Below are 25488 nucleotides of genomic sequence, written 5' to 3'. Positions count from 1 at the left end.
ACCCAGAGCGCCGAGGCGACGGCGGGCGGAGCGCACCCGAAGGACGGACGGACTGGCCATCGGCCCCGCATGAGCAGGGATTCTCTATGATTGAGCCCATGGCCGATGGGACTCGACAGGATGCGCTGACCGATCGCGTGTACGAAAGCGTCAAGACGATGGTCATGGACCACGAGATCGAACCTGGCGCCCGCGTGAACATCGAGGGACTGGCCCGTCAGCTCAACGTGTCGGCGACCCCGGTCCGCGAGGCGCTCGCCCGGCTCGAGTCGGAGCGGCTCATGGTCAAGCGGCCCAACGCCGGCTATCGCGCCACCGACCTCCTCGACCCCGACGCCCTGCTCGACCTGTTCGAGATGCGGCTGTTGCTCGAACCCCGGGCCGCTTCACTGGCCGCGGAGAACGCGAGCGACGAGGAACTGCACCAACTGCGTTCCATCGTCGAGGAGATGCGCCGCCAGCCCGACCTGGGCGAGAAGTACTCGGACTTTCGCCGGTTCGCCGCGCTCGACCAGGAGTTCCACGATGTGCTGGCCCAGGCGACGGGGCGGCCGCTGCTCGCCGACGCGGTCAACCGCCTCCACGCCCATCTGCACATGCTGCGGCTGAACAGCGCGCCCGGATCCGTCGACGCCACCGTCGCCGAGCACGAGCACATCCTGGACGCTCTCGTGCAGCGCAACCCGGAGAAGGCGGCCGAGGCGATGGCCACGCACCTGCGCTCCAGCCGGGTGCGCCACCGCCCCCGTCCCAGGCCCCCGGCGCGCAGTCGGACCGCGTCCCGCTGAGCGGCGGCGGGCGGCACGGCCTGGTTCGGCCTTGAAGTCGTTCAGGCGACCCGGTGGTCGTCCAGGGCGTCGGGGTTCCAGTCGATTCCGATGCCGGGGACGTCGGGAGGGGTCACACAGCCGTCCTCGATGGCGAGCGTGCTGTGCGTGATCGCCTGGAGTTGCGGGATGTGCTCGACGAAGATCCCGTTCGGCACGGCCGCGGCAAGGCTGACGTGCAGCTCCATGAGGAAGTGTGGGCTCACCGCGACGTTGAAGGCCTCGGCGGCGTGCGCGACCTTCAGCCAGGGGGTGATCCCGCCGACACGGGCGACGTCGACCTGGACGATCCCGGCCGCGCCCGCGGCCAGGTAGGCGCCGAACCGCTGGACTGAGTACAGCGACTCGCCGACCGCCACCGGCACGCTGGTCGAGGCGGACAGCCGGCGGTGCCCGGCCAGGTCGTCGGCCGGCAGGGGCTCCTCGAACCAGGCGATGTCAAGCGGCTCGTACGTGCGAGCACGGCGGATCGCCTCGGCGGCCGTGAAGGCCTGGTTCGCGTCGACCATCACCTCCAGCTCCGGGCCCACGGCCCCGCGGACGGCCGCGAGCCGCTCGGCGTCCTCGGCCGGCGAGTCCCTGCCCACCTTGATCTTCACGCCGCGCAGCCCGGCCGCGGCCGACCGCTGCGCGCCTTCCACGAGTTCTTCGATCGGCAGGTGCAGCCAGCCGCCCTCGGTGTCGTAGACGGACAGCCGCTCGTGGGCGCCGCCCGCCATCCGCCACAGCGACTCGCCGGTGCGGCGACCGCGCAGGTCCCACAGCGCGGTGTCGACGGCGGCGAACGCCAGCGAGGTGATCGCCCCGACGGTCGTCGCCCGGGTCTGGTCGAGCATGTGCCGCCACAGTGCCTCGACGGGCCGGGCGTCCCGCCCGAGCAGCGCCGGGGCCAAGTGGTCCCGGATGAGCGACACGACGGCCCGCCCGCCGGTCCCGATGGTGTAGGAGTACCCGATGCCGGACAGCCCGTCGGACGTGTGGACTGTGGCGAGGACCGTCTCCTGTTTGACGAAGGACTGCATCGCGTCGACGCGTACGGCCGCCGGCTCGAGATCCACCAGTTGGACGTCGATGCGTTCGATTCGGGTCATGTGGTGTGCTTCCTGGGTCGGGGCACGGTACGGCTCACTTGGGGGCTGCGGCTCACTTGAGGGCGCCCAGCGTGATGCCGTTCGTGACGTAGCGCTGGAAGATGAGGAAGAGGATGACGATGGGAAACGTCGCGATGGTGAGGCCGGCGAAGAAGGCTCCCTGATCGCTGACGAACTGTCCCTGGAAGGACAGCAGCCCGACCGACAGCGTGCGGTTCTGCGGGCGGGTCAGCAGGACCACGCCGAACTGCACCTCGCTCCAGACGAAGATCAGCCCGAGCATCGAGACCGAGATGAAGCCGCCCTTGCTGATCGGCAGGACGATGCGCAGCAGCGCGGCGAACTCCCCGCATCCGTCGATCTTGGCCGCCTCGAGCAGTTCACGCGGCACGGCGGCGAACACCGACCGCATGATCAGGGCGATGGTCGGCGTCATGAACGCCGCGTACACCAGCGAGATGCCGAGCACGCTGTTGAGCAGGCGGTACCTGCCGAGGAGTTCGAACGTCGGAATCAGCGCGACGATCAGCGGGATGCTCAGCGCGAGCACCATGATGCGGCTGACCACGCCCGACAGCGCGCGGGTCGCCCGGGCCAGGCCGTAGCCGGCGAGGCTGCCGCAGGTCACGCCGATGCCGAGGCTGCACAGCGTGATCAGCAGGCTGTTGCCGATGTACGTCGGCAGAGGTGCCCCGCCGACCGTGCCGCGCCAGGCGGTGGAGTAGTTCGACAGCATCCAGCGACCGCTGAGGCCCAGCGGATGGGCGTAGATGTCGGCCGTCGGATGCAGTGACAGCAACAGCATCGACAGGAACGGGACGATGGTGATCAACGTCCAGACGAGCAGCAGCAGATACCCGAGGTACCACAGCGGGCCGCGTCGCCGGAGCCGTCCGCGCCGGCGTGTGCCCGCCGCCATGTCGGCCGTCCGGGTCTTCGCGCGCCAGGCCGGTGTCGTCGGGGCCGTCATCGCGCCTCCAGCCGCTGCTGGCGGAACAGTTGCAGGACCAGGACGCCGATGACACCCACGATCAGCGTCGTCACGACGGCGGTGGCCGAGCCGTAGCCGTAGTCCTGGTCGACGAAGGACTGTTTGTAGACCAGCACCGGCAGGATGCCCGTGGCGTTGCCGGGCCCGCCCCGGGTCATCGCGTAGATGATGCCGAAGGCGTTGAAGGAGAACACCGTCATCAGGGTCGTGACCGTGCCGAGCATCGGCACGATGTTCGGCAGTGTGATCCGGAGAAGCCGTCCGGCCTCGGACACGCCGTCGAGGGTTGCCGCCTCGTGGACCTCGGGGGAAATGGTGTCCATCGCGCCCAGCAGGATCAGCATCGCGTACCCGGTCTGCGTCCACACTGCGACGAAGATCGTCACCATCAGCGCGGTCGTCGGCGACGCGAGCCAGGCGTGTGTGTCGCCCAGTCCGAGTGAGCCGAGCACGGTGTTCACCACGCCGGTGGACGGCTGGAACGAGTTGGACCAGAAGACGCCCGCGACGCTGACCGGGACGATCACCGGCAGGAACCAGATGGTCTTGAAGAAGCGGGCGCCGGGGACCTTCCGGTTGATCGCGTTGGCGAGCAAGGTGGCGATCATCACGGTGAAGACCACGGTGCCGACGAAGAACACCAGGCTGGTCACGATCGACTGCCGGACCAGTGAGTCGTTGATGAGCCGCCGGTAGTTGGCCAGCCCGCGGTAGGTGACGGATCCGATGCCGTCCCACGAGCCGAGGCTGATGTGCACGGACTCGGCGACCGGGTAGGCGATGAGCAGGGCCATCAGCACCAGCGCCGGTGCGACGATCAGAATCGGGAACTTCTGTGCCTTCCCGCGCTGTGCCTTGCCGCTCTGTGCTTTCCCGCTCTGTGCCTTGCCGCTCTGTGCTTTCCGGCGTGGCCCGCGGGCGGCGGTGCGGGCCGTGGTGCGGGCGGCCACCGGGGGGATCTCCTGGGCTGCCATCAGTCCGTCGCCCCGGAGACCTTGCCGGACTGCAGTTTCTCCAGCGCGGTCTGGAACTGCTGGGCCGCCTGCTGCGGGGTCAGCTTGCCGGAGACGAGCTTCTGCAGCACCGGCACCGCGAACGACTGCCCGAGCGTGGACGGCACGGTCGAGTCCCAGATGTTGACCAGTCCAACGGACTTGGACACCTCGAACTGCTGCTGCACCAGGTCGCCCAGGTTCGACAGGCGGGACGGCTGGATCGAGGTGAACACCGGCAGGGAGCCACTGGCGGCGACCACGCTGACCTGGTACTTGTCCGTCATGAAGAACTTGAGGAACTTCTTGGCCAGTGCCGGGTTCGCCGCCTTGGCCGGGATGACGAGGGTGTCGCCGTTGAAGGCGTTGAACGGCGTCTCGCGGCCCTCCGTGAGCGGCGGCAGCAGGAACCAGCCCATGTCGAACGACGGCTTGGCCGCCTTCAGGTCCGCGTAGCTGTAGTTGCCGCCCTGCAGCATCGCGAGCCTGCCGCTGGTGAACAGCGCCTGGGCCTGTGTGGTGTCCATGCCCAGCATCCCCTTCTGGAAGACGCCCTTCTTCTGCCAGCCCTGGATGGTCCGCAGTACCTTCACGAAGCCCGGGTCGGTGTACTTGACGTTCGTCGGCGAACCCGGCTTGAAGTTCGTGAGCATGGCCTGGTAATCGCTCTTCGACACCGCGGTGGGCAGCAGCGCGTCGAGCGTGTGCCCCAGGTCGTACGGGCTCGACCCACCGACGCCGAGGCCCTCGTACCCTGCGGACTTCACCTTGGCCGCCATGGACTCGAACTCGGCGACGGAGGCGACCTGATGATCGGCCGGGTCGGGGATGCCGGCCTTGGCGAACGCCGCCTTGTTGTAGTAGATCGGGGCGATGAGCAGTTCCTCGTAGAGAACGCCGTAGTGATGCCCGTTGGTCGTGTAGTAGGCGGTCTGGCTCTTGGCGTACTTGTGCGCCAGACCAGCGTCATCCCACACATCATCGATCGGGGTGAGCTGCTTGTTCTTCAGCAGCGCCGACCAGACGCCGGTACTGCGCTGGAGGTAGCCGATGTCCGGGGTGGCGGTCGAGCTGAGCAGGGCCACGTTCGGGCCGCGGGAGCTGTTGGAGTCGACGCTCTCGAAGGTGACCTCGGTGCCTGGGTTGGCCTTCTCGAAGTCCTCGCCGACCTGTTGCATCCGATCGGCCATCGGCCCGGCGGGGATCTGCACACGGAGCGACTTGCCGTCGCCGGAGGAAGCGCCCGGACCGGTGCCGCACGCCGAGAGGATGCTCGCGGCCGCGAGCAGGACGACGGCGCGCCTGGCCGCCCGGGGAGTGTCAAAGGCCCGCACGTGACTCGTCTTTCCGGGAGTTGGACAGTTCGATGGCGATGACGTCGATGAGGGCGCCGGTCGGTGGCGGCACGGTGATGAAGAGCTCGCCGAGGGGCTCGTCCTCGGCGCCGTTGGCCTTGTGCACTTCCTCATTGACGGAGTACTCCAGGGGCTGCTCGGTGCCGAGCATGCGCACGCCGGTCACCGAGCCGATGGGCACGTTGCGCACGACGAGGAGGTCCTGCGGCCGCAACAGCAGGTGCAGGTAGACGGTGTCGCCGTGCTGGGTGGCGGGGCCGTGGAAGTCGAGGCGTTCGGACGCCGGCCCGGCACCGAAGAGGGCCTCGCCGTGGCTGGCGAGCCAGGCGCCGAGCCGCTTGAGTGTGGCCACCTCGGTCGGCACAAGCGAACCGTCGCCGCGCGGCCCGATGTTGAGCAGGAGGTTGCCGCCGCGCGAGACGACCTCGCTGAGGTAGCCGGCGAGCAGGCGCGGGCTCTTGTAGTCCAGGTCGTCGGGCCGGTACGCCCAGCTGTCGCTCATGGTGAGGCACAGCTCCCACGGCCCGCCCGGCGGACGGCGCGGCATGCCCTGCTCGGGAGTGGCGTAGTCGCCCTGGCCCGGCAGGCGGTCGTTGATGATCACTTCCGGCTGCAGCGACTTGATCAGCTCGCGCAGCTCGGCGGCATGCCACTCCTCCGCGGTGCGTTCCCACTCCCCGTCGAACCAGAGCAGGTCGATCGTCCCGTACCGGGTGAGCAGCTCGGTGAGCTGTCCCTTGACGTAGTCGATGTAGCGCGCCCACCGCTCCGGCGACGGCCGGCGGTACCGGTCGTGCGGGTAGGGGCGGTCGGCGTCGGTGAACGCCGGGTAGTCCGGATGGTTCCAGTCCAGCAGCGAGTAGTAGACGCCGACCCGCAGGCCCTCGGCGCGCAGCGCGTCGAAGAACTCACGGGTGATGTCACGGCCGTACGGTGACGCCGCGATGGAGAAGTCCGAATGTTCGGTGTGGTACATCGAGTAGCCGGCGTGGTGCCGGACGGTGAAGACCACATAACGCGCACCCGCGGCGCGGGCGAGGCGGGCGACCGCCCGCGGGTCCCAGTGCTGCGGATCGAAGGTCGCGGCGGTCGACTGGTACTGCGCGACCGTGATGTCGGCTTCGGGCTCGGTACGGCCCGGAAGGATCGAATGGCCGACCAGCGGCCAGCCGATCTCCACGCCTTGCTGACTGGCGTGGTCCCAGTGGACGAACAGCCCGAAGGCCGCTTCACCGAACCAGTCGGGAATGGACATGAGGGTCACCCTCCCCATCGAGAGGATCTTGATCCGAATCGGATGCTATAGGATTTGATTGAGAATGCAGGTCTTCCGATCGGACGTCAACCAGTCGTCCCAAGGTTTCGCTACGATCGACGCCGTCCTCCTGATTGAGCGGCGTCAAACGCGTAGCTTCAGTGACCGACGACGTGGAGGGTTGATGAGTGACCCCGTGCCGCTGACGGCCGCGCCGCACGCCATGCGCGACCACCTGGAAGCGTCGAGGCCGCGCCTGAGGAACACTGACGACTCCTGACAGGACGCCCGACCTCGCGAGCCGGCGCGCCGGGCGAGTGCGCAATGCGGCGGCGTCCGGTTGCCCTGAAGGGTGTCACTCTTTCGATCACGCTGCTGAGCTGGGCGTTTCCTGGCCGGACTCGCTGCGGCCGAGATGGCGGCGGCCTCATCGGCGAGCACCACAGCGACCTGGAGAGCGGACTCCGGGAGCTAAGGGCTCCGCATTCGGCCTGGATTCGACCGCGACGGCTTGCTCAACTGGAGAAAGTGGCCTCTGGCCTGCGGAGAGAAAGAGCGGCGGACGAGTCGGCCTGTACGCCGGGTTCTGTTCCCCAGGGCCCTTACGGCCCCCGGGGCGGCGGCCATCCATCTAGGACCGACGTTGCCGCCGGTCTCGTGCGGTCTACCCGCGGACTCGGGCGGGCAGCCCTCGATCGTCCGCGCAGAGCCGCCGGGTGGCGGCTCCTCTTGACCTTGCTCCGGGTGGGGTTTACCGAGCCGTCCGAGTCACCTCGGACGCTGGTGGTCTCTTACACCACCGTTTCACCCTTACCGGAAGCCTCGCGGCTCCCGGCGGTCTGTTTTCTGTGGCACTGTCCCGCGGGTCACCCCGGGTGGGCGTTACCCACCACCCTGCCGTATGGAGCCCGGACGTTCCTCGGCGGGACCCCGAAGGACCCCGACGCGACCGCCCGGCCGGCTCGTCCGCCGTGGTGACCATGGTACCGGGGGCGCGCGGTGGCCCGGACAGCGGCGGGGGTCAGAGGAAGTCGGCGGTCTCCAGGGGGAAGGAGAAGGGCGCGGGAAGGTCGATCGACTTGCCGAAGGAGACCGTGACGACCTCGCGGTAATCGGCCTTCTCCGGGTCGCTGAACAACGTCACCGAGCTCTTCTCGCGGTCGACGAGAAGGTAGAGCGGGATGCCGCCGTTCGCGTAGCAGTGGCGCTTGACCTCCCGGTCGCGGTCAGGCTTGGTCGAGGTGACCTCGACGACCATCCAGACGCCCTCGCACGGCATCCAGGACTCGGCGCCCCGGAAGAGATCATGCTCAACAGGGGCGAATGTCACGTCGGGGATCACATGATTGCGTACACACAGCCCGCCGCGCGGGACCGTGAGCCCCTTGTGGCCGGAGACGTCCATGTCGGTGACGGACTTCCTGATCACCTGCCCGACGATCCGGCTGATGCAGGTCTCATGGTCCCCCTCAGGCGGCCCCGTGACAACGATCTCCTCCTCGATCAGCTCGGCCCGGTAGCCTTCCGGCGTCCCCAGGTCCAAGAAACCCTCCAGCAGGACTTCCTCCCGCGCGGACGGTTCATGTGCCATGGCGCCCATGCCACGCCCCTCCCTGTCTCGCCGCCACCGTAGGTGCCGAGAGGGTCGGCACCGCACGAAAAGGCGTATGCCTCACTCGATCGTGGCGCAGGCACCCCCGCGCGGGGCCGTAGGCTGCCACGGGCTCGCCGCCCGGAAGTCGTGGAGCGAAGGAGAGAAGACCGTGCTCGTGCTGTTGCCGCCGTCGGAGGGAAAGGCCCCGGCGGAGTCGGGGGACCCGCTGGACCTGGGGGCGCTGTCGCTGCCGGGGCTGGGCGAGGCGCGGGCGGCGGTGCTCGATGAGTTGGTGTCGCTGTGCTCGGGCGACGTGGGGAAGGCCGCCGAGGTGCTCGGGCTGAGTGAGGGGCTGCGCGGCGAGGTGGCGAAGAACGCGGGGCTGCGGGAGGCCGGGACGCGGCCGGCCGGGGAGATCTACACCGGTGTGCTGTACGACGCGCTCGGGCTGGCGACCCTGCCCGCCGCCGCCCGGCGCCGGGCGGAGCGGTCGCTGCTGGTCTTCTCGGGGCTGTGGGGCGCCGTACGGATCGACGAGCGGATCCCGTCGTACCGCTGCTCGATGGGCGTGAAGCTGCCGGGGCTCGGCGCGCTGGGGGCGTTCTGGCGCGCGCCGATGAGCGAGGTGCTGCCCGAGGTGGCCGGGGACGGGCTGGTGCTGGACCTGCGGTCGGCGGCGTACGCCACGGCGTGGAAGCCGAAGGGCGAGGTGGCGGAGCGTACGGCGAGCGTGCGGGTGTTGCAGTCGAAGATCGTGGACGGGGTGGAGAAGCGGTCGGTGGTCAGCCACTTCAACAAGGCGACGAAGGGGCGGATGGTACGCGATCTGCTGCTGGCGGGCGCGGAGCCGGGCCGGCCCGAGGAACTTGTGGAGACGCTGCGGGGGCTCGGCTACACCGTGGAAGCCGCGGCACCGGGCAAGCGCGGACGGGGCTGGGGGGTGGATGTGGTGGTCACCGAGTTGTAAGTCCTTGAGCGGGATAGCGCTGTGCGCGGCGGCCCCGCGTGAGCAGTTGCCCCGCGTGAGCAGTTGCCCCGCGTGAGCGGTAGCTCCGCGTGAGCGGTAGCTCCGCGTGAGCGGCAGCCCCGCGGCCTCAGGAGTGGCAGCCCTGCGCGAGCTGCACCCCGTATGTCTCCTCTGGTCTGCATGAGTGGCGGGTCCCGCCTCCATTGCAGCATGCGCAACGATCGTTGCGGTACGTGTCCGGCGGCGGCAGGATGGCCGGTGTGACTAGCGCCGCTGCCTCCTCCACGCCCTCCGTGCTCGACCTCGCCCCCGTCATCCCCGTCGTCGTCATCGACGACGCCACCCACGCCGTGGCGATGGCCCGCGCGCTCGTCGCGGGTGGGCTGCCCGCGATCGAGGTGACCCTGCGTACCCCCGCCGCGCTCGACGCCGTCCGGGCCATCGCCGCGGAGGTGCCCGAGGCGGTCGTCGGGGTCGGTACGGTGCTGTCGCCCGAGCATGTGGAGGCGTCCATCGCGGCCGGGGCGCGGTTCCTGGTGAGCCCGGGCTGGACCGAGCGGCTGCTGGGGGCGATGCGCGCTTCGGGTGTGCCGTTTCTGCCGGGGGTCTCGACCGCCTCGGAAGTCGTGGCGCTGCTGGAGCACGGGGTGACCGAGATGAAGTTCTTCCCGGCGGAGGCGGCCGGGGGGACGGCCTATCTGCGGTCGCTCGCCTCCCCGCTCCCTCAGGCCCGCTTCTGCCCCACGGGCGGCATCGACGCCGCCCGCGCCCCGGGCTATCTCGCCCTCCCCAACGTGGGCTGTGTCGGCGGCACATGGATGCTGCCGCCGGACGCGGTCGCGGCGCGCGACTGGGCGCGGGTTGAAGGACTCGCCCGCGAGGCGTCGGCTCTGCGCGACTGACGACGGGCGCCGTCAGGCGAGCGCCGACGCGGGCCTGCGGGACGGGGTGATCCGGTTACGGACCCAGGACGCGGCCGCCACGGTCGGCCACAGCCGAGTGGCCATGTTGCGCGCGGCGACCCCCGCACGGGTCGCGGGGACCATGAGCGCGGCGGCCGTCGCGACGTTTCCCTGCCGGGGGTCGACCAGGGTGCGGTGCCTGGTCTCGTATCGCGCGAAGGCCGCCTGCGGGTCGGTGGGGGTGGCGGCCAGTTCCTCGGCGAGGGTGTGGGCGCCCGCCATGGCGAGGGTGGACCCGTCGCCGAACAGCGATACGGAGGAGGCCGCGTCGCCCAGCAGCGCGATACGGCCGTTCGCCCAGGAGTTGAGCCGCACCTGGCTGACGGAGTCGAACCACAGGTCCTCGGCGGCGTGGGCCCGGTCCAGCAGTTCGGGTACGCGCCAGCCGTCGTCGGCGTAGGCGTCGGCGAGGATCCGCTTGTGCTGGGCGAGGTCGCGGTGGTTGAAGCCCGCGACCGCCGGGTGGCGGAAGATGAAGGCCGCCAGGGCGCGGCCGTGGACGGGGTGCAGGGAGGCCATCCGGCCGGGGGCGTTGTGGATGACGACGTCCTGGGGGCTGTCGGCCGGGCCGTCGAGCGGCATCGTCGCGACGTACAGACCCATGTGGCGGACGAATTCCGACTCGGGCCCGAAGGCCAGCCGGCGGGTCGTCGAGTGGAGCCCATCGGCCCCGATGACCAGGTCGAACCGGCGTGGCGCGGCCTTTTCGAAGGTGACGTCCACGCCGTCGCCGTTCTGGCGTAGCGCGGTCATGGTGTCGCCGAACAGGAACTCGGCAAAGTCCCGGCTCGCCTCGTAGAGGATCTCGGCCAGATCGGAGCGTGTCACCTCCACCTCCCGGCTGTCGGACGCCCGCCGCAGGGCCCGCATGTTGACCCGGCCCACCTGACGGCCGGAGCCGTTGACGAAGCTCATCGCCGTCACCTGGGTGCGGGCCCGGCGCAGCCGTGGCATGACGCCCATGCGCTCGGCCACCTCCACGGCCGGGCCACGCACATCCACCGGGTTGCCGCTGGAGCGCAGGCCCGCCGCGCGCTCGACGATCGTGGGCCGGAATCCGTGCCGCGCCAGCCAGTAGGCAAGCGTCGTGCCGGCGATCCCGGCTCCGGAGATCAGGACGGTGGGGTTGGCCTTGGCGCTCATCTCTCGCTCCTGTCGCAGGGCTTCGCCGGGCGGCCGGTCGCCGCCTCAGGCTCCATGACCAGCCGAGATCGGCAAGGGCACCGTCTATCTGCACTGGAAGAACCGCGAGCTGCTGTTCAGCGCGGTCTTCGAGCGGGAGGTGCACCACGCGATGGACGAGCTGCGGCAGGCGCTGCGCCGGGACCCGCGGACCTGTCTGCCGCACCGCTTCGCGCGCGCCTACTTCCTGGCCATCACCGACCGCCCGCTGCTGCGCGGGTTCCTCCTGGACGACCCCGACCTGCTCGGCAAGCTGACCAGTTCACCGGACACCGCCCGCGACGAGCGGCACACCCGCATGGCGGGCGAGTACTTCCAGCTGCTCGCCGAACACGGCCTGCTCCGCGACGACATGGGCGTCGATGAGATCGGCTACGCCTACCAGGCGACGTTCGAGGGCTTTCTCCGGGCCGAAGGCGCCGCCGATCGGCGTGCGGACCTGCTGGCGCGGACCGTGCGGCGTGCGTTCGAGAGCGAGTCAGCAGTCCCGGACGCCGCGCCGCGGGACGACGCCGCGTTGCGGGACATCGCCGCCGCCACCGTCGCCCTGCTCACCGACCTGATCGACGCCGACCGCGCCGAGTCCGGCATTCCCCAGGACTGACGGCAGGACTGACGGCAGGACTGACGGCAGGACTGACAGCAGGACTGACGGCTACCGCAGGTGCGTCGTGTCGTTCAGCAGGCGCAGCGACGCGTTGCCGTCCGCGTAGTACGCCAGCGCCGACAGCGACGCCGCGGAGATCTCCATCCGGAACAGCGACTCCGGCGGCGCGCCCAGCGCCAGCCGGACCAGGGTCTTGATCGGCGTCACATGCGTGACCAGCAGCACCGTACGGCCCGCATGGCGCGCGATGAGCTTGTCGCGGGTCAGCGCGACCCGGCGGGCGACCGCCGCGAAGCTCTCGCCGCCGCCGGTGGGGGCCGCCTTGGAGGAGGCGAGCCAGGCCTGGAGGTCGTCCGGGTGGCGCTCCCGTACCTCCGCGAACGTCAGGCCCTCCCAGGCCCCGAAGTCGGTCTCCCGCAGCCCCTCTTCGACATGGACGTCGACACCGATGCGGGACGCCACCGCCTCGGCCGTCTCAACGCAGCGCCTGAGCGGCGAGCTGACCACCACCTGAATGGTGCCGCGCGCCGCCAGCGCCGCCGCCACCAGTTCGGCCTGGCGACGGCCCACGGGCGAGAGCTCGGGGTCGCCGCCGCCGCTTCCGGAGAAGCGCTTCTCAGGGGTCAGCGCGGTCTCGCCGTGCCGGAGCAGGACGAAGGTGGCGGGGGTGCCCAGATCGGCCGGGACGGCCCACCCCGGGGGTGCGGTCCGGGCGGGCGCGTCAGCCGGGGGCGCGACACCCGGGGCCGTCGTCTCGGCGGGCGCGACGCCCGGGGCCGGTGCGCCCGGGGCCGGTGCGCCCGAGCTCCCGACGCCGTCCAGGGCCGCCGTCTCCGCGGGCGCCTCGAGGGCGTCGTCGGCGGACGGCGTGACTCCGGTGCTCGGCCGCCACTGCTCGCCCCGCGCGCCCGCGTCCATCGCCGCGTTGGCGAGCCGGTCCGCGTGCCTGTTCCGCTCGCGCGGGATCCACTCGTACGACACCTGCCCGGGCGGGAAGATCTCCCTGGCCTCGGCCGCGAGCGGGCGCATGCCGGGGTGCTTGACCTTCCAGCGGCCCGACATCTGCTCGACCACGAGCTTGGAGTCCATCCGGACCTGGACCCCGGCCTCCGGGTCGAGGGCGTGTGCCGCCCGCAACCCGGCGATCAGGCCCCGGTACTCGGCGACGTTGTTGGTCGCGGTGCCGATGTACTCCGCCGCCTCGGCGAGGGCCTGGCCGGTCTCCGCGTCGCGGACGACCGCGCCGTAGCCGGCCGGCCCCGGGTTGCCCCGGGAGCCGCCGTCCGCCTCGACGACGAAGCGGCGCGCCATCGGCCTACAGCCCCGATTCAGGCGTACGGACCAGGATGCGGCGGCAGTTCTCGCACCGCACCACGGCGTCCGGGGCCGCCGCCCGCACCTCGTTGAGCTCGGTGATGGCCAGCTCCTGGCGGCAGCCGTCGCAGCGCCGCTGGTAGAGCCGGGCCGCGCCGACGCCGCCCTGCTGCTCGCGCAGCTTGTCGTAGAGCTTCAGCAGATCGGCGGGGATCGTCCCGGCGATGACCCCGCGCTCCTTGGTGACGGTCACCACCTCGGCGTCGATCTCCCCGGCCGCCGCGTCCCGCCGGGCGGTGGCGTCGCCGATCTTGGCCTGCAGCGATTCGACGCGGCCGGTCAGCTCGGTGACCCGCTCCTGCGCGGACTCGCGGCGCTCCATGACCTCCAGGACGACGTCCTCCAGGTCGCTCTGGCGCTTGGCGAGGGAGACGATCTCGTGCTGCAGGTTCTCCAGGTCCTTCGGGGAGGTCACGGCGCCGGAGTCGAGGCGCTTCTGGTCGCGGGCGGCGCGCTGGCGCACCTGGTCCACGTCCTGCTCCGCCTTCGTCTGCTCGCGGGCGGTGTCGCTCTCCTCGGTCTGTGCCGCCACCAGGAGGTCGCGCAGCTGGGTGAGGTCGGCGTTCAGGGTGTCGAGCTCGGCGTGCTCGGGCAGCGTCTTGCGCTTGTGGGCGAGTTGGGAGAGCCGGACGTCGAGGGCCTGGACCTCGAGGAGGCGGATCTGGTCGGCGGGCGCGGCGTTCAGCGTGGGGCTCCAGGGGTGGTGGTGGACGGGACGTGAGCGGTGGTGGGCGCGTGAGCGGCGGGCGCGTGCGCGGTCCAAGGGTCGGTGACCGTACGGGAGATGTGGGTGCGCAGACCCCAGCCGTGCCGGTCGGAGATCTCGTCGAGCTGTGCGGCGGCCTGCTCGACCCACGGCCACTCGGTGGCCCAGTGGGCGGCGTCCAGCAGCGCGAGGCCGTCGCCGCCGTGGGACATCGCGGCGGCCTGCTGGGCCTCGGAGGCGGGGTGGTGGCGCAGGTCGGCGGTGAGATACGCGTCGACTCCGGCCGCGCGCACCTCGGCGAAGAGGCTGTCGCCCGAGCCGCCGCAGACGGCGACCGTACGGATCAGCCGGTCCGGGTCGCCCGCGACGCGGATGCCCTGGGCCGTGGCGGGCAGCCGGGCCGCGGCGCGCTCGGCGAAGTCCCGCAGCGCGACGGGGTGGTCGAGCTCGCAGACCCGGCCGAGCCCGCGGCGCCCCGCCGGGTCGGTGGGGTCGGGCACCAGCGGGCCGGTGATCCGCAGGTCGAGGGCGCCTGCGAGGGCGTCGGAGACGCCCGGGTCGGCGCGGTCGGCGTTGGTGTGCGCGACGTGCAGCGCGATGTCGTTCTTGATCAGGGTGTGCACCACCCGGCCCTTGAAGGTGGAGGCCGCGACCGTGGTCGTACCGCGCAGATAGAGCGGATGGTGGGTGACGAGCAGATCGGCGCCCAGCTCCACCGCCTCGTCGGCGACTTCCTGGACCGGGTCGACGGCGAACAGGACGCGGCCGACCTCGGCGGCGGGGTCCCCGCAGACCGTGCCGACGGCGTCCCACTGCTCCGCCCGCTCGGGCGGCCAGAGTGCGTCGAGTGCGGCGAGGACGTCAGAGAGTGCGGGCACGGGGCAAGGCTACCTCCCGGACCCCCCGCAAGCCTTGCCCCTGCCTTCACTCACGGCAACCACTCGTGCGGTCCGGCGGATGGCCCGGCGTACAGCACAGCCCGGCGCGACTTCTCAGGCGAATCGGGCACAGACACACTTACGTGTGAAGCGAGCCGATTTCGATGTTCGGCGGGGAGTGCGAAAACTACGTTGGGTGGCCGGAGGTGACTGAACGATGACAGCCTGTGCCTTCGATGCCGCGCTCGCCGCAGGCGCCACCGGTGCCCAGGGCACCGCACACCGGCGCCGAGCGGCGTTCACGATCGCCGCGGACGGTTCGTACGGCGCCCGGCTCGCGCTCAGCGGCGAGGCGGGCCGCTGGTTCCCCGAGCGCTGGACGCTCGACGGACCCGAGCCGTACGCCGTGCCGCTGCCCGCGGCCCAGCCCGAGGAGCCGGACAGCGAGGTGCTGCCCCTGGCCGACGGGCAGGTGCTGATCCGCCGCCGGGTGGCCGGCCGCCACACCCTCTCCCTGCTCTACCCGGCCGGCCCCGGCACCGGCGAGCGGCCGCTGGGCGCCATCGAATGCGCCGAGCTGTCCCTGCTGCCGCCGGCGCCCGGCGGCTCGTTCGCCTTCGCGCTCGGCCACGGCGAGCGGTCCACCTCGGTGTGGCTGGTGCACGGCGGCTTCGGGCCGCAGCACCTGGCCGAGCTGCCCGGCCGCTGCACGGGCGGCGTCTGGCTGGACCGTACGGGCCGGCTGCTCGCCCTCGACCGGCGGCTCGACGGCCGCACCAAGACCGTCGTCGTCGACCTGCGGCGGGGCGGCGAGACCAGCCCGCTGCTGCAGATCACCGACGACAGCGACGACCGGCTGCTGCTGGCCGACCCGGACAGCGGCCTGCTGCTCGTACGGTCCGACGCGCCCGGGGACGAGCGGCTGGGGTGGGGCGTGCTGGGCAGCGCCCGCCCCGTCAGGTTCCCCGACTGTCTGCGGTCCGCCCAGGCCGAGGCGACACCCTTCGCGGTGCAGCCGGGGCAGGTGCTGACCCCGGAGGCATGCGCGGTGGCCTTCCGCATCGACGGCCCGGCCGCCGGGCGGCCGTGGGTGGGCCTGTGGCGGCCGTCCGAGCGGCGGCTGCAACAACTCCCCGCGCCGGAGGGCTGGCTGGCGGGCGCGGGCCTGTGGACCCGTGACGGCGAGCTGCGGCTGCCGTACGCGACGGGCCAGGTGCCGTGCGGGCTGGCGCGGCTGCGGATGCCCGAGCCGCCGGAGCCGGCCCGGGTGGCGCGGGTCGCCCGGGTCACGCGGGTGGACCGCGTGGCGGGGTCCCTGGATCTGCCGCGGCCCATGGGGCTGGTGGGGCCGGGGCGGTCGTCGGCCTCGCCGGCGCCGGCACCATCCCTGTCAGCGGGGGCCGCCATCGCGTCGTGGACCCGGGCCGCGGCGGGGTCCTCGACCCCCGCGGACGAGACGGGGGTCGAACCATGGGCCGGTACGGGGTCATGGGCCGGGGTCGAGCAGGAGACCGGCCCGGAGGCGGAGTCCGGAGCCGAGACGGGGCCCGGGCCTGAGGCGGCGACGGAACCCCGGCGCGGGGCGGGGCCGGGCTCCGGGCCGCCGCCTGGGACACCGGCCGCTTCGGCCCACGAGCGGGAGCGCGCGCCGGAGCGGGCGGCCGTCGCCGTACGGGAGCCCGGCCACGGGATCGGGCACGCGATCGGGCACGCGATCGGGCACGGGCCGGAGCGCCTGCCCGCCCACCGGCTCAGACCCGAGCTGGTACCCGAACCCGCCCCCAGGCAGGAGTCCGGCACCGCCGCGCGCCCCGTACCGCTCCAGCAGGCACCACTCGCCCGCCCCGGGCAACTCCGCGAGTCCCCCCAGTCCCCCCAGCCCCGTCAGCCCCGTCCACCCCGCTGGGTCCGAGATCGGCGCTCTGGTTAGACTCGTGCGGGGGCTGCGGCAGCCGTGCGTTCCGTCCACCCGCGGGGCGTGGGTGGCACGTACTGACATCGTCTTGACGTTGTGGCGAGTTGACTTCGTGGCCGGCCTCCGGCGCACCGTACGCAGCGATTTGACGGGGTGACTTCCCACATGTCCCAGACCGGCACCAACACCACCGAGGCGCGTCCGCAGCAGGCGGCCGCGGCGGCCGGAGCCGACGCCACAGCCCACGGCAAGCACCGCGGCCAGGCCGCGCCCGACGACACCCAGGCCCCGCCCCACGGCCGCCACCGCCGCACCGACGAGACGGCGGCGTCCTGAAAAACCGGCTGACGTCGCACGCCGCTGGGCCAGGCCCCCGCCGGGGTCCTGGCCCGCGTCGCATGTGGCCCGCCAGCCGTCCCCGGCGAAAGACCCTGGCTCGAGCGTCGACGACCCTATGCCCGCTTGAGCCCCAGCACCTCCACCGCCGCGAAGGTCTCCCCGCGGGGCCGTCCGGCGAAGTACGGGGTGAGCGCCCCGTCCAGCTCCTCGAAGGTGAAGGCCTCCTTCGCCGTGTCCACCTTCAGCGCGACCTTCGGCCGCTCCAGGACGGCGACCATCCCGCCGTGGACGACGAAGACCTGCCCGCTCACGCCCGCCGCCTCCGGGGCCGCCAGGTAGCCGACGAGCGGGGCGACGTGTTCGGGCGCGAGCGCGTCGAGGGTGCCGTCGCCGGGGGGTTCGAGGCCGGCGAAGACGTCCTCGGTCATACGGGTGCGGGCGCGCGGGCAGATGACGTTGGCCGTGACGCCGTATTTGGCCAGCGCCCCCGCCGTGGAGGTGGTGAGCCCGACGATGCCGCCCTTGGCCGCGGCGTAGTTCGGCTGGCCCGGGGAGCCGGCGAGGAACGCCTCGGACGAGGTGTTCACGATCCGGCCGCCGACCGGGCCGCCGTCCGCCGCCTTGGAGCGCTCCCGCCAGTGCGCGGCGGCGGAGCGGGTGGTGTTGAAGTGGCCTTTGAGATGGACGCGGATGACGGAGTCCCACTCGTCCTCGCTCATCGAGAAGATCATCCGGTCCCGCAGGATGCCCGCGTTGTTGACCAGGATGTCGAGCGCCCCGTAGGTGTCGACCGCGAGCCGCACCAGCTCGGCCGCCTGCTCGAAGTCGGCCACGTCCCCGACGTGGGCCGTGGCGCGCCCGCCGGCCGCCCGGATCTCCCGCGCGACCGCCTCGGCGGGGGCGGCCGACGACTCGCCCGAGCCGTCGCGCCCGGGCCGGCCGAAGTCGTTGACGACGACATTGGCGCCCAGGCGCGCCAGTTCCAGCGCCTCGGCGCGGCCGAGGCCCCGCCCGGCGCCCGTGACGATCGCGGTCTTGCCCGCCAGCGGTGTGTTCGGCATGAACGTCCTCCCGGGGCTCCGTGTCCGAATGTCAGACCTGGACGCAGGTGCGCAGCGCCTCGCCCGTCCGCATCTGGTCCAGCGCGTCGTTGATCTCGGTGAGCCGTACGCGGTGGGTGATGAGCCCTTCGAGGTCGATCCGGCCCGCCCGCCACAGGGCGACGGCCCGCCGGTACGAGCGGAGCACATCGCCGCCGCCGTACAGCGAGGGCAGGATCCGCTTCTCGTCGAAGAACAGCTCGAACATGCTGAGCCGCAGGAAGTCGTCCACCGCCCCCGCCCCGACCACGCACAGCGTGCCGCCGCGCCGCGTCGCCTCGTAGGCCGTGCGGGCGGTGGCGGACCTGCCGACGACCTCGAAGACGTAGTCGAAGCCCTCGCCCGAGGTGACGCGGTTCTTGGCGTCGTCCAGGTCCTCGGGCGCGACCGCTTCCGTGGCGCCGAAGCGCAGCGCCGCCGTGCGCCGCGCCTCGACCGGGTCGACGGCGACGATCTGCGCGGCGCCGGCCGCCCGGGCGCCCTGGATCGCGCTGATGCCCACGCCGCCGCAGCCGATGACCGCGACCGAGGAGCCCGCCTCGACCTCGGCGGTGTTGAGGGCCGCGCCGAGCCCCGTGGTCACCCCGCAGCCGATGAGGGCCGCGATGTCGTACGGCACATCGTCCGGGATCGGCACGGCGCACTGCGCGGGCAGCACGACCTCCTCGGCGAAGGTGCCGGTCCCGGCGAAGCCGAAGATGTCCTCCGGGGCTCCGCCGGGGCGCTTGAAGTTGGGGGTGCCGGCGTTCATGAAGCCGGTCAGGCACAGATGGGACTGGCCGCGCTCGCAGGCCGGACAGGAGCCGCAGGCAGGCAGCCAGCACACCAGGGCCCGGTCGCCCGGGTTCAGGCCGGTCACCCCGTCCCCCACCTCGACGATCTCGCCCGCGCCCTCGTGCCCGGGGACGAAGGGCCCGGGCTGGGGCAGGACGCCGCTCATGGCGGACAGGTCGGAGTGGCACAGCCCGGTGGCCTTGACGCGCAGCCTGACCTTGCCCGGGCCGAAGCCCACCGCCTCCATGTCGTCGAGGACTTCGAGCTTGTCCTGCCCTATCTCGTGCAGTACGGCTGCGCGCACAGCGGCTCCTCTCGTCCGTGCGATCGTCCGTGCGAGGTCTGCTTGATCGGTCGTGCGACGTCAGTCGTGCTCGACGAGCGTGTCGGTGAGGACCGGCGCGTCGTCCCGTTCGACGGCCGTGGCCAGCACCTGGACGCGGCCGGGCGCGCCGGAGTCCCGCCACATCCGGATGCGCAGCGTCTCGCCGGGGAAGACGACCCCCGCGAACCGCGTGGTGTACGAGCGGACGCGGGCGACGTCCCCGGCCAGGGCGGTGTCCACGACGGCCTTGAGGGCGATCCCGTACGAGCACAGGCCGTGCAGGATCGGCCGGTCGAACCCCGCGACCTTGGCGAACTCGGGGTCGGCGTGGAGCGGGTTCCAGTCCCCGGAGAGGCGGTAGAGCAGCGCCTGGTCCTCGCGGATCGCCCGTTCGACGGTCAGGTCGGGTTCGCGGGCGGGGGGCTCGATCCGGTCGGCGGGCCCGCGGTCGCCGCCGAAACCGCCCTCTCCGCGGACGAAGATGCGGGTGTCGCAGGTCCACAGCGGCCCGTCCGCGTCGGCGACGTCGCTGCGCAGCACGATGACCGCGGCCTTGCCCTTGTCGTGGACGGCGGCGACCTTGGACGTCTGGGTGGCGTCCCCGGCGAGCGGGATGGGCCGGTGCAGTTCGATGGTCTGGCCGCCGTGCAGGACGGCGGCGAGGTCGACGTCGATGCCGGGGGCGCTCAGCCCGCCGGCCAGCGCCATGCCGCCGCCCGCGACCGTGGCGAAGCTGGGCAGGACGTGCAGTTTGCTCTCGAGGGTGTAGCGGAGCTCGTCGGGGTCGGTGGCCGGGACGCCCGCCCCCACGCCGAGGTGGTAGAGCTGGATGTCCTTGTGGCCCCAGGTGAGAGCCGTCGTCCGGGGTTCGGCCGAGACGGCCTTGGCGGCATCGATGGGCATTGCTGAGAGCACTCCTCGCCACGGTGGGGAAGACCCCGGCCCGCCCGTCCGCACCGTCGGCCGCGCCGGGGTCGTCACTGGTCGGCCGACCCGCGCCGGGTCGAAGCCCTTGCTCGCGCGGGCGCGTACGGCAGCCCGCGCGGCGGAGCCACACATCGACACTGGAACGCGTTCTAGCCGATGGCCCTTGTATAGCCCAATCCCCCCGCACTGGGAAGACTGCTGACGGGTTGTCAGGTCTCCGCGCCCGCCCCTCCGCGCCCGGCCGGGACAAATGTCACCGGCCGGACCCTGACAACCGGGTCTGCCCTGCTCACCGACGGCTTCCGTAACCTCGGACCATGCCTGCGAGTACCACGGACATCGAGCGCCGCAAGCCGCCCGGCCCGCGCGGCTTCCTGCCTTGGCTCTTCATGCTCACCGGGGACGTCAAGGACCTGATCCAGGGGAACACCCCGCTGCCGTGGCTCGGCGCCGCAGGGATGACCGCCTTCTGCGCGCTGTACGCCACCACCGTCTATGCGGGCCTGGACAAGCGGCGCCGCTCCACCCCGCTGTGCCTCGGCTCGCTCGCCGGGCTGGCCGCCCTCACCTACGCCCTGTCCATCGGCTACGCCGGCAACTGGCTGCTCTGCTTCCCGCTGTTGTCGCTGGCCACCGGCATCGTGATCCGCCACCGCCGGCTGGGGCCGCTGCTGCTGGCGTACTCGGCCTCCGCCGGGATCATCTCCGGCTGGCGCGGCGGCGCGGACGACGCGCTGATCGTCGGCTACGGAACGGTGATGTCCGGCCTGGTGACGGCGGCGATCCTGTCGCTCTTCGACACCGTCGCCGAACTGCGCGAGACCCGTCAGGAGCTGGCCCGTACCGCCGTCGAGAAGGAGCGGCTGCGCTTCTCCCGCGATCTGCACGATCTGCTGGGCCACACCATGTCGGTCGTGGTGGTCAAGGCCGAGGCCGTACGCCGCCTCGCCCCGCGCGACCTGGACGCCGCGCTGGGCCAGGCCGCCGACATCGAGGCCGTCGGCCGCCAGGCCCTCACCGAGATCCGGGAGGCCGTTACCGGCTACCGCGAGGGCAGCCTGGCGACGGAGCTGGACCGGGCCCGCTCGCTGCTCGACGCCTCGGGCATCGACGCCGTCGTCCGCCGATCGGGGCCGCCGCTGCCCCCGCAGACCGAGGCGCTGCTGGGCTGGGTGGTCCGCGAGGGGGTCACCAACGTGGTGCGGCACAGCGGGGCGGGCCGGTGCGAGATCGAGGTCCTTCAGGAGGACGGCCAGGTGCGTCTGGAGATCGTCGACGACGGAAACGGCGTAGGCTCCCGTTCCGCCGGTAAGGCCGTATCCGCCGGAAGGGGCGGTACGGGGCTCAAGGGGCTGGCCGAGCGGCTGGCCGCGGCGGGCGGCTCGCTGGAGACCGGCCCGGCCGGGCGCCGTGGCTTCCGGCTCGCGGCGGCGCTGCCGGTGGATGGCAACAACGGCGACGACGGCGAAGACAGGGAAGACGAGGGCAAGGTTCCGATGGACGTCAAGGGGGTCCGTACGGCGTGATCAAGCTACTGCTCGCCGAGGACCAGGGCATGATGCGGGGCGCGCTGGCCCTGCTGCTCGGCCTGGAGCCGGACTTCGAGATCGTCGCGCAGGTCGGCGAGGGTGACAAGATCGTGTCCCGCGCGCTCGAGACGCGGCCGGACGTGGCTCTCCTCGACATCGAACTGCCGGGCCTCAGCGGCCTGGACGCCGCCGCCGCGCTGCGCCAGGAGCTCCCCGGTTGCCATGTGCTGATCCTGACCACCTTCGGCCGCCCCGGCTATCTGCGCCGCGCGATGGAGGCGGGGGCCTCCGGCTTCCTGGTCAAGGACGGCCCGGTCGAGGAGCTGGCCGTCGCGGTCCGCCGGGTGCTCGCGGGCGAGCGGGTCATCGACCCGGGCCTGGCCGCGGCCGCCCTGAGTGCGGGCCCCAACCCGCTGACGCCGCGCGAGCGGGATGTCCTGACGGCGGCGGTGGACGGGGCGACCGTCGCCGACATCGCCGCCAAGGTCCATCTGTCCCCCGCCACCGTCCGCAACTACCTGTCCTCGGCCATCGGCAAGACCCAGACCCGCAACCGCATGGAGGCGGTGCGGGCGGCGCGCCAGAACGGCTGGCTGTGACGACCTGGTCATAACGGCTGGTCATAACGGCTGGCTGTGATGGCTGACGGCCCCGCGGCGCGCCCCGGGTCGCCCCCGAGGCGCGCCCGCCCCCGTCTCTTGTCCTACTTCTTCGTCGAAGCCGCCACCCGCTTCTTCTCCTGCTCCTTCCTCTGGAACGCCGGATCCTTCTTCAGGGCATCAAACCGCAAGGGGGGCCCGATCCGCGTTCCTCTCCCCGCACCGTCAAAGAGCTCGATGAAGTCGTCCGATACGCCGTGGCCCGGGCGCTCGCTCACGATCCAGCGGACGTCGGTGCCCTTCACCGGGACCACCTTCGGCTCGTCGGTCGAACCGTCCTTCCAGTGGACCGCCACGCGCTCCACCTTCGGCGACAGCCACGCCAGGCCCACCGGGCCGGCCTCGGCGCCGGAGTGCTGATACGAGCCGCCCAGCAGCGTCTCCCCCTTGGCCGGCTTCGGCGACACCCAGTCCGCCATCGTCGTCCTCTGCTTCCCGCCCTCGGTCACCCGGGTGGAGAACCAGGTCACGCCGATGCGCAGGGTCTTCGGGTACTTCCCCTCCCACTTGCCGTCCAGTGTCGGGTAGGCGTCCCCCCGGCGCATCGCCAGGTCGTACTGGCGGTGCGCCTCCTCCTTCGACCGCGCGGGCCCGTAGACGGTGACCGAGACCTGCCACCGCTTCCCGTCGACCTTCCCCTTGCCCACGACGGTCGTGACCGGGTCCAGCGGGGCGGGCGCCGGCGCCGACGCGGCGGCGGCTGTCGCCGTCTCTTCCTGGCCGGAGTCGCCGAACTGCCCGAGGCCCACCCCTCCGGCCACCAGCACGGCCGTGACCGCCAGCGCGGTGGCCCCCACCCGGCGGCGCGCCCTGCGCCGGCGGCCGGCGCGGACCACGTCCGGGTAGGGCGCGGGACCGATGGTCACCTCGTCCGCGATCGTGCCCAGCCGATCCGTCAGTTCACCTGCTTCACGGTCCGGATCCCCCGCGTGCTCGGGCTCCGCGTACCACGACTCCTTGTTCATCGCACCTCCCCGTGACCCGCGGTCACGTCTTCGCGCGCCAGCGCGGCCCGCAGCTTGGCAAGCCCCTTCGCCGTCTGGCTCTTGACCGTTCCGACCGAGCAGCCCATGGCGACCGCGACCTGTGACTCGCTGAGGTCCTCCCAGTACCGCAACACCACGGCCTGCCGCTGCCGGGGCGGGAGTCGCACCAGGGCGTGGCGCAGCATCTCCCGGTCGTCGGCCAGGGTGATCCGGTCCCGGTCGGGTGCCTCCCAGCCGGACGTGTCGCCCGGGCCGAGGGTCAGCAACTCCTTCAGCTTTCTGCGGTGCCGCCGCGCGTGCTCGTTGACGAGGACGCGGCGTACGTAGGCGTCCGGCTCGTCCGCGGCGCGGACCCGTCGCCATGCGACATAGACGCGGACCAGGGCCGACTGGACCAGGTCCTCGGCCGTGTGCCGTTCACCGCAGAGCAGATACGCGGTGCGCAGCAGCCGCGGCCATCGCGTGGTGACGAACTCCCGGAACTCCTCGTCCCGGTCCGCCGTCGTGTCCCCCATGGGCACCTCCTCGTCCTACGGAGTCCATGGGGACGGCGAACCGTTGCCCGGCCGCGGAAGAAGAGTTCTCAGGCGCGCCGGCGCGGCAGGGCCACGGCCATCAGGACCACGGCGGCCGTGATGATGCCCGAGGCGACGGTGAAAGCATGGCTGTACCCGGCCGCCAGCGCCACCGGCCCCGGCCCGTCCCCGCTGCCGCCCCCGTCGCTGCCACCCCCGCCCTCGGTCGCGGCGATGCGCCCGGCGGCGACCGTGGTCAGCACGGTCAGGCCGAGCGCGCCGCCGATCTGACGGCTGGTGTTGACCAGGCCCGCCACCAGCCCGGCCTCGGTCGGCGCGGCGCCCGAGGTGGCGGCCGTGGCCAGCGGGGTCATCATCAGTCCTGAGCCGAGCGACATGACGATCGCGGGGCCCAGGACCGTACCGGCGAAGGTGCCGTCGGCGTCCATCCTGCTCTGCCAGGCGTAGCCGATCACGGCCAGGACCCCGCCGGTCATCGCCAGCGCCTTACCGCTGAACACCGCCATCAGCCGGGGCGCGAGCTTGGAGCCAAGGACGATGGACAGGGTGTGCGGGAGGAAGGCGAGACCGGCCTCGACGGGGCTGAAGTGCAGCACGTTCTGCAGATAGAGCGACATGAAGTACCACATCGCGAACATGCCGCCGCCGCACACCAGCATCACGGCGTTCGCCGCCCAGACCGCTCTGATACGGAACAGCCCGAGCGGCATCAGCGGGGCCCGGGTGCGCGCCTCGACGGCGACGAAGAGGCCGAGCAGCGCCGGCCCGCCGAGCAGCGGTACGAGTGAGGCCGCGGCGGCCCAGCCGTGCCGCTCGGTCTGCACGATGCCGTACGCGAGCGAGGAGACCCCCGCCGTGACGAGGACCGCGCCCGGTACGTCGAGCCGGCGCCCGGCCGCCGCCCGGCTCTCGGCCAGCCACACCGCCGCGGCGACCAGCACCAGCGCGCCCACGGGCACATTGACCAGCAGCACCCAGCGCCAGGAGAGGTAGTCGGTGAGCAGCCCGCCGACCAGCCCGCCCGCGGCGCCGCCGCCCGCCCCGACCGCCGTCCAGGTGCCGATGGCCCGGGAGCGTGCCGCGCCGCCCGGGAAGGTGGTGGTCAGGATGGTGAGGGTGGCCGGGGAGAGCACGGCCGCGCCCAGGCCCTGGGCGGCCCGGGCGGCGACCAACTGCCAGGGCTCCTGGGCGAGTCCGCCCGCCAGGCTGGCGGCGGTGAACAGGCCGAGGCCGACGAGGAAGGCGCGCTTGCGCCCGAAGAGGTCGGCGGCCCGGCCGCCGAGCAGCAGGAATCCCGCGAAGGTGAGCGCGTAGGCGTTGACCACCCACTGCAGCGCGGTCTCGCCGAGCCCGAGGTCCGTACGCATCGACGGCAGCGCGACATTGACCACCGACACGTCGAGGACGACCAGGAACTGGCCCGAGCACGCGGCCAGCAGCACCGCCCAGGCCGGTGGGGTGACGCGTGCCGCGGCGGACGAGTGGCCTGTGGTGGAGGGGGTGTGGGCGGGCATGGCCGTGATGCTGGCACCGGGCCATGCGCAGTGCATCGTATTTTTGTCGTACCTACTTGGGTCTTTGGGCGTAAGGCTCATACGGCAGGCGCATGTGCACGGG

At 72.2% G+C, this 25488-nt stretch carries 24 protein-coding genes and 1 other RNA gene; 8 read left to right on the top strand and 17 right to left on the bottom strand.

Features of this window, described 5'->3' with window-relative positions; genetic code table 11:
• Nucleotides 1-98 precede the first annotated feature (98 nt).
• The gene (locus tag ACFZDL_RS10600; protein WP_353595966.1) at nucleotides 99-788 is read left to right on the top strand and encodes a GntR family transcriptional regulator; all 690 of its coding nucleotides are present in this window, start codon (nucleotides 99-101) and stop codon (nucleotides 786-788) included.
• 41 nt (nucleotides 789-829) lie between these two features.
• Here ACFZDL_RS10600 and ACFZDL_RS10595 read toward each other — a convergent pair whose 3' ends face one another.
• From ACFZDL_RS10595 to ACFZDL_RS10565, 7 genes are all read right to left on the bottom strand, one after another.
• On the bottom strand, nucleotides 830-1918 hold the full coding sequence (locus ACFZDL_RS10595; protein ID WP_353595967.1) for a mandelate racemase/muconate lactonizing enzyme family protein: 1089 nt from the start codon (nucleotides 1916-1918) through the stop codon (nucleotides 830-832).
• Between the two features lie 52 nt (nucleotides 1919-1970).
• On the bottom strand, nucleotides 1971-2888 hold the full coding sequence (locus tag ACFZDL_RS10590) for a carbohydrate ABC transporter permease (protein WP_353595968.1): 918 nt from the start codon (nucleotides 2886-2888) through the stop codon (nucleotides 1971-1973).
• The gene (locus ACFZDL_RS10585; protein ID WP_353595969.1) at nucleotides 2885-3883 is read right to left on the bottom strand and encodes a sugar ABC transporter permease; all 999 of its coding nucleotides are present in this window, start codon (nucleotides 3881-3883) and stop codon (nucleotides 2885-2887) included. Before ACFZDL_RS10585 ends, ACFZDL_RS10590 begins: the two co-directional genes overlap by 4 nt.
• Entirely contained in the window at nucleotides 3883-5235 is a 1353-nt protein-coding gene (locus ACFZDL_RS10580) for an extracellular solute-binding protein (RefSeq protein WP_353595970.1), read from the bottom strand. Before ACFZDL_RS10580 ends, ACFZDL_RS10585 begins: the two co-directional genes overlap by 1 nt.
• Nucleotides 5222-6511, bottom strand: coding sequence for an alpha-L-fucosidase (locus tag ACFZDL_RS10575; RefSeq protein WP_353595971.1), 1290 nt, complete (start codon nucleotides 6509-6511; stop codon nucleotides 5222-5224). The genes ACFZDL_RS10580 and ACFZDL_RS10575 overlap by 14 nt, the downstream gene beginning before the upstream one ends.
• 559 nt (nucleotides 6512-7070) lie before the next feature.
• Nucleotides 7071-7476, bottom strand: an RNA gene (gene rnpB, locus ACFZDL_RS10570) — RNase P RNA component class A.
• 56 nt (nucleotides 7477-7532) lie between these two features.
• Nucleotides 7533-8111: a Uma2 family endonuclease gene (locus tag ACFZDL_RS10565; protein ID WP_353595972.1), complete on the bottom strand. Its 579-nt coding sequence runs from the start codon at nucleotides 8109-8111 to the stop codon at nucleotides 7533-7535.
• 163 nt (nucleotides 8112-8274) lie between these two features.
• Here ACFZDL_RS10565 and yaaA point away from each other — a divergent pair, with 163 nt between their 5' ends.
• Complete coding sequence (gene yaaA, locus ACFZDL_RS10560; RefSeq protein WP_353596012.1) at nucleotides 8275-9072, top strand: peroxide stress protein YaaA; 798 nt, start codon at nucleotides 8275-8277, stop codon at nucleotides 9070-9072.
• A 251-nt stretch (nucleotides 9073-9323) separates the two neighbouring features.
• Nucleotides 9324-9974: a bifunctional 4-hydroxy-2-oxoglutarate aldolase/2-dehydro-3-deoxy-phosphogluconate aldolase gene (gene eda, locus ACFZDL_RS10555; protein ID WP_353595973.1), complete on the top strand. Its 651-nt coding sequence runs from the start codon at nucleotides 9324-9326 to the stop codon at nucleotides 9972-9974.
• Between the two features lie 12 nt (nucleotides 9975-9986).
• On the opposite strand, the gene ACFZDL_RS10550 is transcribed toward eda, so the two are convergent.
• Nucleotides 9987-11177: an FAD-dependent monooxygenase gene (locus ACFZDL_RS10550; RefSeq protein ID WP_353595974.1), complete on the bottom strand. Its 1191-nt coding sequence runs from the start codon at nucleotides 11175-11177 to the stop codon at nucleotides 9987-9989.
• Between the two features lie 151 nt (nucleotides 11178-11328).
• Between ACFZDL_RS10550 and ACFZDL_RS10545 the strand changes: the two genes are divergently transcribed.
• On the top strand, nucleotides 11329-11820 hold the full coding sequence (locus ACFZDL_RS10545) for a hypothetical protein (RefSeq protein ID WP_353595975.1): 492 nt from the start codon (nucleotides 11329-11331) through the stop codon (nucleotides 11818-11820).
• A gap of 51 nt (nucleotides 11821-11871) precedes the next feature.
• Here ACFZDL_RS10545 and ACFZDL_RS10540 read toward each other — a convergent pair whose 3' ends face one another.
• Genes ACFZDL_RS10540 through ACFZDL_RS10530 form a run of 3 tightly spaced genes read right to left on the bottom strand, consistent with a single transcriptional unit; the run spans nucleotide 11872 to nucleotide 14781 of the window.
• Nucleotides 11872-13134 (bottom strand): bifunctional RNase H/acid phosphatase, encoded by a 1263-nt coding sequence (locus tag ACFZDL_RS10540; protein ID WP_353595976.1) that lies wholly within the window; start codon nucleotides 13132-13134, stop codon nucleotides 11872-11874.
• 4 nt (nucleotides 13135-13138) lie between these two features.
• Nucleotides 13139-13882: a C4-type zinc ribbon domain-containing protein gene (locus tag ACFZDL_RS10535; RefSeq protein ID WP_353596013.1), complete on the bottom strand. Its 744-nt coding sequence runs from the start codon at nucleotides 13880-13882 to the stop codon at nucleotides 13139-13141.
• On the bottom strand, nucleotides 13879-14781 hold the full coding sequence (locus ACFZDL_RS10530) for a Nif3-like dinuclear metal center hexameric protein (protein WP_353595977.1): 903 nt from the start codon (nucleotides 14779-14781) through the stop codon (nucleotides 13879-13881). The genes ACFZDL_RS10535 and ACFZDL_RS10530 overlap by 4 nt, the downstream gene beginning before the upstream one ends.
• Nucleotides 14782-14998: 217 nt before the next feature.
• On the opposite strand from ACFZDL_RS10530, the gene ACFZDL_RS10525 reads away from it, so the two are divergent.
• Together ACFZDL_RS10525 and ACFZDL_RS10520 are read left to right on the top strand one after the other, a co-directional pair.
• Complete coding sequence (locus ACFZDL_RS10525) at nucleotides 14999-16711, top strand: hypothetical protein (RefSeq protein ID WP_391190881.1); 1713 nt, start codon at nucleotides 14999-15001, stop codon at nucleotides 16709-16711.
• Between the two features lie 150 nt (nucleotides 16712-16861).
• Complete coding sequence (locus tag ACFZDL_RS10520; RefSeq protein ID WP_353595978.1) at nucleotides 16862-17032, top strand: hypothetical protein; 171 nt, start codon at nucleotides 16862-16864, stop codon at nucleotides 17030-17032.
• A gap of 116 nt (nucleotides 17033-17148) precedes the next feature.
• Here the strand turns inward: ACFZDL_RS10520 and ACFZDL_RS10515 are convergent, their stop codons facing one another.
• The 3 genes from ACFZDL_RS10515 to ACFZDL_RS10505 are packed head-to-tail and all read right to left on the bottom strand — an operon-like array spanning nucleotide 17149 to nucleotide 20137.
• The gene (locus ACFZDL_RS10515) at nucleotides 17149-18096 is read right to left on the bottom strand and encodes a 3-oxoacyl-ACP reductase (protein ID WP_353595979.1); all 948 of its coding nucleotides are present in this window, start codon (nucleotides 18094-18096) and stop codon (nucleotides 17149-17151) included.
• 31 nt (nucleotides 18097-18127) lie between these two features.
• Nucleotides 18128-19213, bottom strand: coding sequence for a Zn-dependent alcohol dehydrogenase (locus ACFZDL_RS10510; RefSeq protein WP_353595980.1), 1086 nt, complete (start codon nucleotides 19211-19213; stop codon nucleotides 18128-18130).
• Between the two features lie 60 nt (nucleotides 19214-19273).
• Entirely contained in the window at nucleotides 19274-20137 is an 864-nt protein-coding gene (locus ACFZDL_RS10505; RefSeq protein WP_353595981.1) for a MaoC/PaaZ C-terminal domain-containing protein, read from the bottom strand.
• A 341-nt stretch (nucleotides 20138-20478) separates the two neighbouring features.
• Between ACFZDL_RS10505 and ACFZDL_RS10500 the strand changes: the two genes are divergently transcribed.
• Nucleotides 20479-21687, top strand: a complete 1209-nt coding sequence (locus tag ACFZDL_RS10500; RefSeq protein WP_353595982.1) for a sensor histidine kinase — start codon at nucleotides 20479-20481, stop codon at nucleotides 21685-21687.
• Nucleotides 21684-22289 (top strand): response regulator transcription factor, encoded by a 606-nt coding sequence (locus tag ACFZDL_RS10495; RefSeq protein ID WP_353595983.1) that lies wholly within the window; start codon nucleotides 21684-21686, stop codon nucleotides 22287-22289. Before ACFZDL_RS10500 ends, ACFZDL_RS10495 begins: the two co-directional genes overlap by 4 nt.
• Before the next feature lie 104 nt (nucleotides 22290-22393).
• Here the strand turns inward: ACFZDL_RS10495 and ACFZDL_RS10490 are convergent, their stop codons facing one another.
• The 3 genes from ACFZDL_RS10490 to ACFZDL_RS10480 all read right to left on the bottom strand — a co-directional run bounded on the left by ACFZDL_RS10490 (nucleotide 22394) and on the right by ACFZDL_RS10480 (nucleotide 25385).
• Nucleotides 22394-23314 carry a hypothetical protein gene (locus tag ACFZDL_RS10490; RefSeq protein WP_353595984.1) on the bottom strand — a complete coding sequence of 307 codons (921 nt, stop codon included), beginning with the start codon at nucleotides 23312-23314 and terminating at the stop codon, nucleotides 22394-22396.
• Entirely contained in the window at nucleotides 23311-23850 is a 540-nt protein-coding gene (locus ACFZDL_RS10485; protein ID WP_353595985.1) for a SigE family RNA polymerase sigma factor, read from the bottom strand. Before ACFZDL_RS10485 ends, ACFZDL_RS10490 begins: the two co-directional genes overlap by 4 nt.
• 68 nt (nucleotides 23851-23918) lie before the next feature.
• Nucleotides 23919-25385, bottom strand: a complete 1467-nt coding sequence (locus ACFZDL_RS10480) for an MFS transporter (RefSeq protein WP_353595986.1) — start codon at nucleotides 25383-25385, stop codon at nucleotides 23919-23921.
• Between the last annotated feature and the right edge of the window lie 103 nt (nucleotides 25386-25488).

This window comes from Streptomyces sp. NPDC007917, from assembly GCF_042959105.1.
In the GTDB taxonomy this organism is placed as follows: Bacteria; Actinomycetota; Actinomycetes; order Streptomycetales; family Streptomycetaceae; genus Streptomyces.
Note: the sequence above shows the minus strand (reverse complement) of the source record. Positions and strands in the feature narration are given on the sequence as shown.